Below are 7,155 nucleotides of genomic sequence, written 5' to 3'. Positions count from 1 at the left end.
GTGGTGGTCCTCGGGACCCCCGCCGAGGAGGGGGGAGGGGGCAAGGTCCACATGGCCCGTCGCGGGGCGCTCGACGGGGTCGACGCAGCGATGATGGTGCATCCCGCCGGCGCCGATCTGCGACGGATGGACGTCATCGCGATCCAGCAGCTCCGGGTGGAGTACCACGGTGAAGCCGCCCACGCGGCGGCGTTCCCCCACAAGGGGCGCAACGCCCTCGACGCGGCTGTGCTCGGCTACGTGAACGTCGCGGCGTTGCGCCAACACATCAGGCCCGAGGAGCGGGTCCACGGGATCTTCACCGAAGCCGGCGACAAGCCCAATATCGTGCCGGCTCACACGGCCGCAGAGTGGTATGTGCGCGCCGCCACGATGAAGCGGCTCCACGCGCTGGCCGAGCGGGTCCACACGTGCCTCCAGGCCGGTGCCGACGCCGCCGGGTGCCGGATGGAGGCCGAGTGGAAGGACCCGCCCTACGCCGACATGGTGGACAACGAACCCCTGCTGGATCTCTACGCGGCCAACGCCGAGCGGCTGGGCCGGCCCTTGCGCGACCCCGACGAGTTCGACCTCCGGGTGGTGGGTAGCACGGATATGGGAAACGTCAGCCACCTGGTGCCGAGCATCCACCCCATGATCGCCGTCGCACCGCCCCACGTGGGGATCCACACCCCTGAGTTCGCCAACTACACCGCGGGTGAGCACGCAGATCGGGCGGTGCTCGACGCCGCGAAGGCCATGGCCATGACGATCGCTGACCTGTGGCTGGTCCCCGAGGCCCTCCAAGCGGTACGGGAGGCCTTCGCGGGCGCGGGTGGCGGGGTCGATCCGACCTCCGGGCCGAGCCACTGAGCGGCTCCGAGGGGTGCGCGGGAGGCCAGCGGCCATGCCCTACGCTGCCCGACCGTGACTGTCTACGTCGCCGAGGAGTTCACCCCTGAGGAGGCGGACATCCTCCGGCGGTACTTCACGAACCTCGACGGCCCGGTCTTCGCCCTGGTCAACCTGCCGGAGGTGGTGAAAGGGGCGCTCTTCGCCCGTTACTCGCGCTCACCGAAGAGCCTGCGCCGGCTCTTCCTCGACGAGTTCGTCAACGAGCTCGACATCACCGGCGACGCGAGCATCGATGCCACCGTCGGGCTGCGACGGGCCGAGGAGCTGTACGACCGGGTGTTCTTCGAATACGGCGACGACTCGGTGGCCCAGCTCGGCGGCGTCCATCTGGCCTGTGAGCAGGCTTCCAACCTGCTCACCAAGGTGCTCGAGTGGGGTCGGCTGATGTCGTACCTCGAGCAGTCCACCCGTTACATCGCCTACGACGCTCGCATCGGCGGCCGCTACCGCTTCTACCGGCCACCGGAGGTCCTGATGTCCTCGCTGGGCACCCGCTATGTGGGCGACATGGACCGGCTCTTCGACACCTACGCGGAGTTGGTGCCGCAGCTCCAGGAGTTCTTCCGCGAGCAGTTCCCCAAGCAGGACGGCGACTCCGACTTCATCTACCGGCAGGCGATCCGGGCCAAGGCCTTCGACGCTCTGCGCGGCATCCTGCCGGCCGCGTCACTGTCGAACGTGGGGATCTACGGCACCGGGCAGGCCTACGAGATGTTGCTGCTGCGCATGCGAGCCCACGCGCTGCCGGAAGCCCGGGACTATGCCGATCTCATGCTCACCGAGCTGCGCAAGGTCATCCCGTCGTTCCTCAAGCGCGTCGACCTCGACGACCGGGGGGTGGCATGGAGCCGCTACCTGGAGACCACCAGGAACCGGATGGAGGACCTCGCGCAGCGCCTCTTCCCCGCCGAGGTCGCAGCGGAGCACGTGCCCGCGGTGCAGCTGCTCGACCACGACCCCGATGCCGAGATCAAGCTGGTCACCGCCATGCTCTCGCCCTACACCCGCCTGCCGGAGCGACAGATCGAGCGCCGCGTGCGGGAGATGTCCGTGGAGGAGCGGGTGGCGGTCATCCGCACCTACACCGGCCATCGCGGGAATCGTCGCCACAAGCCGGGCAGGGCCTTCGAGCGGCCGAGCTACCGCTTCGAGATCCTCGCCGACTACGGCGCGTTCCGTGACCTGCAGCGTCACCGGATGCTCACCATCGAGTGGCAGCAGCTCACCCCCCGTCACGGCTACGCCAGGCCTCAAGCCGTCGACCTGGCTGGAGCAGCTGATGCCTTCGACGCGGCCATGGCCCGCAGTGCTGCCCTCTACGACGCCCTGGCGGAGCGGTTCCCGGCCGAGGCGTCCTACGCGGTCTCCCTCGCCTACAACGTGCGTTTCACCATGCAGCTCAACGCCCGGGAGGCGATGCACCTGATCGAGCTGCGCTCCACCCCGCAGGGCCACCCCGCCTACCGCCTGGTGGCTCAGGAGATGCATCGCCTGCTCGCGGAGGAGGCCGGCCACCGAGCGATCGCGGAGGCCATGTCCTTCGTCGACCACTCAGCGGAGCCGGAGCTGGAGCGATTGGACGCGGAGCGTCGGGCCGAGGCTCGCCGCAACCGTGCCTGAGCCGACCGGGCCCGCCGTGGAACCGGCGTGCGCGTGAGAGGCGCGGTTCGCGCTCGTAGGACGTATAGTCCGCCCCGCGTGTGGACAGAATCAGCCCCCGACGACGAAGGAAGCCATGGCTGACGACGACCTGATCGACGACGACCTGGACGACCTCGACGACACGATGGACGTCGAGGACCTCGACGCGGAGGACCTCGACGAGAGTGTCCTCGCGGACGGGGAGCTCGAGGAGGAAGAGCTCGTCCTCGAAGACGAGGACACCGATGTCGCCATCGTCGATGAGCTCCCTCGAGCCCGCAAGAAGCGCGACGAGGAAGAGGACGACGAGGAGGAGCTCGACCCGGACGACGTCGAGGCCGACCTCGACACCATCCTCAAGGACCGGATCGCCGCCAGTGAGGACGAAGACGAGGACGAGGACCTCGAAGAGCAGGAGCCGCGGGCCACGGGTGATGCCGTTGACGGGGTCCAACCGAAGAAGGCGAACGAGTTCACCTGCACCGGTTGCTTCCTGCTGGTCCACCCGGGCCAGTTCGGCCCTCCCGATCACCTGGAGTGCCCTGTCGGTGAAAGCGTGTGCCCGGCCATCGAGGTCCTCGAGCGGCAGTACGCAAAGGCTCGCAAGTAGGCCAGGGTGGCCGCCCTGAGCCATCATCGGAACCCGTGAGCGACCGCGAGCACGCCAGATCACCCATCGAGACCGCGCTGGAATACTGCGTCTATGCGCCCCTCGGCTTCGGCTTGGAGGCTCGCTCGTTGCTACCCCGGTTCGTCGATCGGGGACGCAACCAGATCGTGCTGGCGCGGGTGATCGGTAAGTACGCGATCCGCAAGGGGAGTGAGGCTGCCGAGGGGCTGCTGGGGCCGGCCGGTGCCCCCGCCATGAGCCTGCTGCGCGGCCTCGGTCTGCTCCCTCCGGAGCCCTCACCTCCACCGCCCGGTACGGGGGGCACCGCGGCCAGCACCACGCCGGTCACCCCGGCTGGACCGAATGGTGAGCGCCGAGCAGTAGGGGAGCCGACCGTGCCGGTCGGTGCCCCTGCTCCGGCTGGCCGGCCGTCGCCGCCGTTCCCCGCGGAGACGCTCGCCATCCCCGACTACGAGAGCCTCTCCGCCTCGCAGGTTCTCCCGCGCCTTGAGGGTCTCACCGCCGAGGAACTGGAAGCGGTCCGCACCTACGAGTCAGCGACCCGGGGCCGGAAGACGATCTTGAACAGGATCGCTCAGCTCCAGTCCGGCTAGGAGGGGGGGTGGAAGCGGCCCGGCCGGCGGAGCCTACCGACATCGGGACCATCGCTGCCCTGGTGCGGCAGGCGGTCGCCGAGCTGCGACCCCAGCGGGGTGGGGACCTGTGGGCCACTCGGGCGGCCCGGGCGGAGCCGGTTGAGGACCAGCTGGCCGCCGCGCTCGCCGATGCCGACCACGAGGTGCTCGTGGGGACGATCGACGGGTCCACCGTCGGCTATGCGGTGGCCCACACCGAGCGGCTGCGGGACGGGCGGCTGCTCGGCGTGGTCGACGACGTGTACGTCGAGCCGGGCGCGCGGGGGATCGGCGTGGGGGAGGCCCTCATGGAGCGACTCCTCGAATGGGCCACCGAACGAGGTTGCTCAGGCCTGGATGCCATGGTTCTGCCGGGAAACCGGGAGGCGAAGAACTTCTTCGAGCGCTTCGGCCTGACGGCCCGGGCCATCGTCGTGCACCGTTCGCTCGCCCCCGGGGATGGTCGAACGAGTGGATAGCCCGATCCTGTGTGTGGGTGCGGTGGCGGTGCTTGACGGCTCGCTGCTGCTCGTGCGCCGGGGGCACGGCCCCGCCGCGGGGGAATGGTCGGTGCCGGGTGGTCGGGTCGAGCGAGGCGAGCTGCTGGCCGAGGCAGTGGTCCGCGAAGTCCGTGAGGAGACCGGCCTCGAGTGTGTCTGCGGATCGCTGGTCGGCTGGGTGGAGCGCATCGATGACGACCACCACTTCGTCATCGCGGACTTCGAGGTGACCGTCCTCGACGATCGGGCACCGGTAGCGGGCGACGACGCCGCCGAGGCAGCCTGGGTGCCGCTGGAAAAGGTGCTCGAGCTGAACCTGGTGGACGGTCTGGCGGAGTTCCTGCACGAGCACGGTGTGCTCGATGCGTTCACCTGAAGGTTCGGATCAGCGGCCCTTCCACTCGGGCTCGCGCTTCTCGAGAAACGCCTTCGGCCCCTCCCAGAAGTCTTCGGTGCTGGCGAGGTTGATCATCGCCGCACCCGACTCGCGAAACGCCGTCTCGTCGTCCGCGCCCGCCAGCTCCAGCATGAGCCGGCGGGTCTCCCGCACGGCGAGCGGAGCGTTCTTGGCGATCCGCTCCGCGAGGGCCAGCGCGGCGTCGAGCGCGCCACCCGGCTCGCACAGCTCGTTCACCAGACCGAAGTGGGCGGCCCGCTCGGCACTGATCGGGTCACCGGTGAGCCCCAGTTCCAGCGCGATGTTCCGGGGGAGGAGGCGGGGAAGGCGGAACAGCCCGCCTGCGGCCGCCACCAGCGAGCGCTTCACCTCCGGGATGCCGAAGCTCGCCGCGGTCGACGCCACGACGAGGTCGCATGCCAGGACGATCTCGGTCCCACCGGCCAGGGCGGGACCGTCGACCGCAGCGATGATCGGCTTGGTGCGCGCCCGGGCGACGATGCCGGCGAAGCCGCCTCGCTCGGTCTGCAGTTCACCGGCCCGGCCCTCATTGATCGCCTTCAGATCCGCACCGGCGCAGAACACGCTGCCCGAGCCCTGCAGCACGCCCACCCACACCTCAGGATCCTCTTCGAGCCGGTCGATCGCCGCCTCCATGCCCCGGGCGACGTCGCCGTTGACCGCGTTCTTCTTGTCGGGTCGGTTGATCGTCAACACCCCGACCCGTCCACGCACCTCGTAGTCCACCATGGGCGAGCACCCTAGGCGGTGGCGGCCGAGCGGTTCGAACCGGTGAGGCGCAGGGGCGCCGGCGGGACCCACCCACGGCCGCTGCCCGCCCACCACCTGCGCCGGGGTTCCGACCTCCGGCGGGCACGGTTCGCTAGCCTGTCCACAGACCCATGGACGACGACGACGGATCCAGCGGGCGCCTCCGGTGCCCGTTCTGCGGCGACTACGAGGTGGAGCGGCTGTACCTCGGCTCACTCCGCCTCGACACGTGTGTGTGCCGCTCCTGCGGGGCGCAGTGGGACGAGGAGTTCGGCAGCGGCGAGTACCGCGGCAGGGCGAGTCGCTCCTCCGTGCTCGCGCCACGCGAGACGTGACCTTCCGGTGAGTCGGGTCCCCATCTTCGACCTCGACGGCACGCTGCTCGACTCCGACGCCGCCCTCACGGCGCCGTTCCTCGCGCTCGGTGTGCCGGCGGCGGAGATCACGTTCGGCCACGTCCTGGCCGACGAATGCAGGCGGCTGGGGATCGCGGTCGAGGAGTATCTCGAGCGCTACGACGAGGCTGCCGCGGCGCCGTTCCCCGGGGTGGAGGAGATGCTGGCCTCACTCGACCGCTGGGCGGTGTGCTCGAACAAGCACCCTCGACCCGGGCGGGCGGAGCTGCGCCGCCTGGGGTGGTCGCCGGACGTCGCACTCTTCGCCGATGCGTTCGACGGCCCGAAGCGTCTCACCCCGGTGCTGACCGCACTAGGGGTGACGACGAGCGACGTGGTGTTCATCGGCGACACCTCCCACGACCGGGCCCTCGCCCGCGAGCTCGGTGTGCCCTTCGGGCTGGCGGGGTGGAACCCCCGAGTGGTGTCCGAGGCGGGTGACGTGGTCCTTGCCAGCCCGGCCGAGGTGCCGATCTTCGCTGCCGGTTGCTGAGCCGCTGGTTGCTGAGGGGCGCTGGGTCAGGACTCGGGGTGCTCGGCTGGCGGCGGCGGTGGCTGGCGGGCGGATTTGGCCCGTGACGGGACGGCGGACGGCTTCACCCCGAACTGGGCTGCGATCTGTGGGAGGCGCCCGGCCAGCCGGTTGACCGCGCCGAGCAGCTCCTCGCTGGGCCTGGCAGGCAGGCTTTGCGCCGTGACCTGGGTACGCACCGGCGCGTACGCCAGCGCGTCGAGGACGGTGGCGAAGCGGTCCTGGCCGGTTTCGGCCGTCAAGGCGCCCGACGCGGCGTGCGCGAGCCGCTCGGCGAGCTCCGGCGGCAGGAGGGCCCCGGCCTTGGGTGGACGGGAGCTGAGACGCAGTGCTCGCACGACGCGCCCTTCGCGGAGCAGCTCGTCGAGCTCGGCCAGCCACGCGGCCTGCTCGGCCTCGACCCGCTCGCTCAGCGCCGCTCGGAGCTGCTCGGCAAGGGCGCGGGCCTCGTCGTCGCGGGCCGCCTGCTCCGCCGCGACGACCACCGATCGCAGGTCTCGGAGGTCGACCTCGGCTGCCGCGGCGAGCGCGGCTTCGGCTCGGTCACGCCATTCGGCGGCCCGTAGCCGGGGGAGCAACGACTCCGCGATGGCCACCAGGGGCTCGGCATTGATGGCCGGCTTCCCTTCGGCTTGGTTGAGCTCGTTCTGCTTGTCGACCGCCTGGCGCACGGCGGGGATGCCGCCGCGCAACACCTGCTCGGCGATGGGCTTGTGCTCTTCGGGCAGGGACGCCAGCACGGCCTGGCGATGGGTCCGCTTGGGTCGCAGTCTCGGGGCC

General features: G+C 70.5%; 9 protein-coding genes and 1 pseudogene. 8 read left to right on the top strand and 2 right to left on the bottom strand.

Going from position 1 to position 7,155, the window contains the following annotated elements; all coding sequences use genetic code 11:
- The 6 genes from V7004_RS14485 to V7004_RS14460 all read left to right on the top strand — a co-directional run.
- Nucleotides 1-852: M20/M25/M40 family metallo-hydrolase (locus tag V7004_RS14485; protein WP_334144871.1), on the top strand; the 852-nt coding region annotated here is incomplete at its 5' end.
- 54 nt (nucleotides 853-906) lie between these two features.
- Nucleotides 907-2,514, top strand: coding sequence for an FAD-dependent thymidylate synthase (locus V7004_RS14480; protein ID WP_334144870.1), 1,608 nt, complete (start codon nucleotides 907-909; stop codon nucleotides 2,512-2,514).
- Between the two features lie 115 nt (nucleotides 2,515-2,629).
- Nucleotides 2,630-3,145, top strand: coding sequence for a hypothetical protein (locus V7004_RS14475; RefSeq protein ID WP_334144869.1), 516 nt, complete (start codon nucleotides 2,630-2,632; stop codon nucleotides 3,143-3,145).
- A gap of 35 nt (nucleotides 3,146-3,180) precedes the next feature.
- Nucleotides 3,181-3,759, top strand: a complete 579-nt coding sequence (locus V7004_RS14470; protein WP_334144867.1) for a hypothetical protein — start codon at nucleotides 3,181-3,183, stop codon at nucleotides 3,757-3,759.
- Between the two features lie 8 nt (nucleotides 3,760-3,767).
- Complete coding sequence (locus V7004_RS14465) at nucleotides 3,768-4,259, top strand: GNAT family N-acetyltransferase (protein WP_334144865.1); 492 nt, start codon at nucleotides 3,768-3,770, stop codon at nucleotides 4,257-4,259.
- The gene (locus V7004_RS14460) at nucleotides 4,252-4,656 is read left to right on the top strand and encodes an NUDIX hydrolase (RefSeq protein ID WP_334144864.1); all 405 of its coding nucleotides are present in this window, start codon (nucleotides 4,252-4,254) and stop codon (nucleotides 4,654-4,656) included. The genes V7004_RS14465 and V7004_RS14460 overlap by 8 nt, the downstream gene beginning before the upstream one ends.
- A gap of 9 nt (nucleotides 4,657-4,665) precedes the next feature.
- On the opposite strand, the gene V7004_RS14455 is transcribed toward V7004_RS14460, so the two are convergent.
- Nucleotides 4,666-5,427 carry a crotonase/enoyl-CoA hydratase family protein gene (locus V7004_RS14455; RefSeq protein WP_334144862.1) on the bottom strand — a complete coding sequence of 254 codons (762 nt, stop codon included), beginning with the start codon at nucleotides 5,425-5,427 and terminating at the stop codon, nucleotides 4,666-4,668.
- A gap of 152 nt (nucleotides 5,428-5,579) precedes the next feature.
- On the opposite strand from V7004_RS14455, the gene V7004_RS14450 reads away from it, so the two are divergent.
- Nucleotides 5,580-5,783, top strand: a complete 204-nt coding sequence (locus tag V7004_RS14450; RefSeq protein WP_208028563.1) for a hypothetical protein — start codon at nucleotides 5,580-5,582, stop codon at nucleotides 5,781-5,783.
- 7 nt (nucleotides 5,784-5,790) lie between these two features.
- Nucleotides 5,791-6,336, top strand: a complete 546-nt coding sequence (locus V7004_RS14445; protein WP_334144861.1) for an HAD family hydrolase — start codon at nucleotides 5,791-5,793, stop codon at nucleotides 6,334-6,336.
- A gap of 26 nt (nucleotides 6,337-6,362) precedes the next feature.
- On the opposite strand, the pseudogene V7004_RS14440 reads toward V7004_RS14445, so the two are convergent.
- Nucleotides 6,363-7,155 (bottom strand): annotated as a pseudogene (locus tag V7004_RS14440) (hypothetical protein); the annotation flags it as partial.

Source organism: Rhabdothermincola sp. (genome assembly GCF_036846205.1).
In the GTDB taxonomy this organism is placed as follows: Bacteria; Actinomycetota; Acidimicrobiia; order Acidimicrobiales; family Acidimicrobilacustridaceae; genus Rhabdothermincola.
The sequence above is the reverse complement of the archived record's forward strand: the minus strand, read 5'-3'. Positions and strand labels throughout refer to the sequence as shown.

Bases quoted from the DNA above. Each gene is read 5' to 3' on its own strand.
- V7004_RS14475 (WP_334144869.1), top strand. From the start codon at position 2,630: ATGGCTGACGACGACCTGATCGACGACGACCTGGACGACCTCGACGAC.
- V7004_RS14455 (WP_334144862.1), bottom strand. From the start codon at position 5,427: ATGGTGGACTACGAGGTGCGTGGACGGGTCGGGGTGTTGACGATCAAC.
- V7004_RS14450 (WP_208028563.1), top strand. From the start codon at position 5,580: ATGGACGACGACGACGGATCCAGCGGGCGCCTCCGGTGCCCGTTCTGC.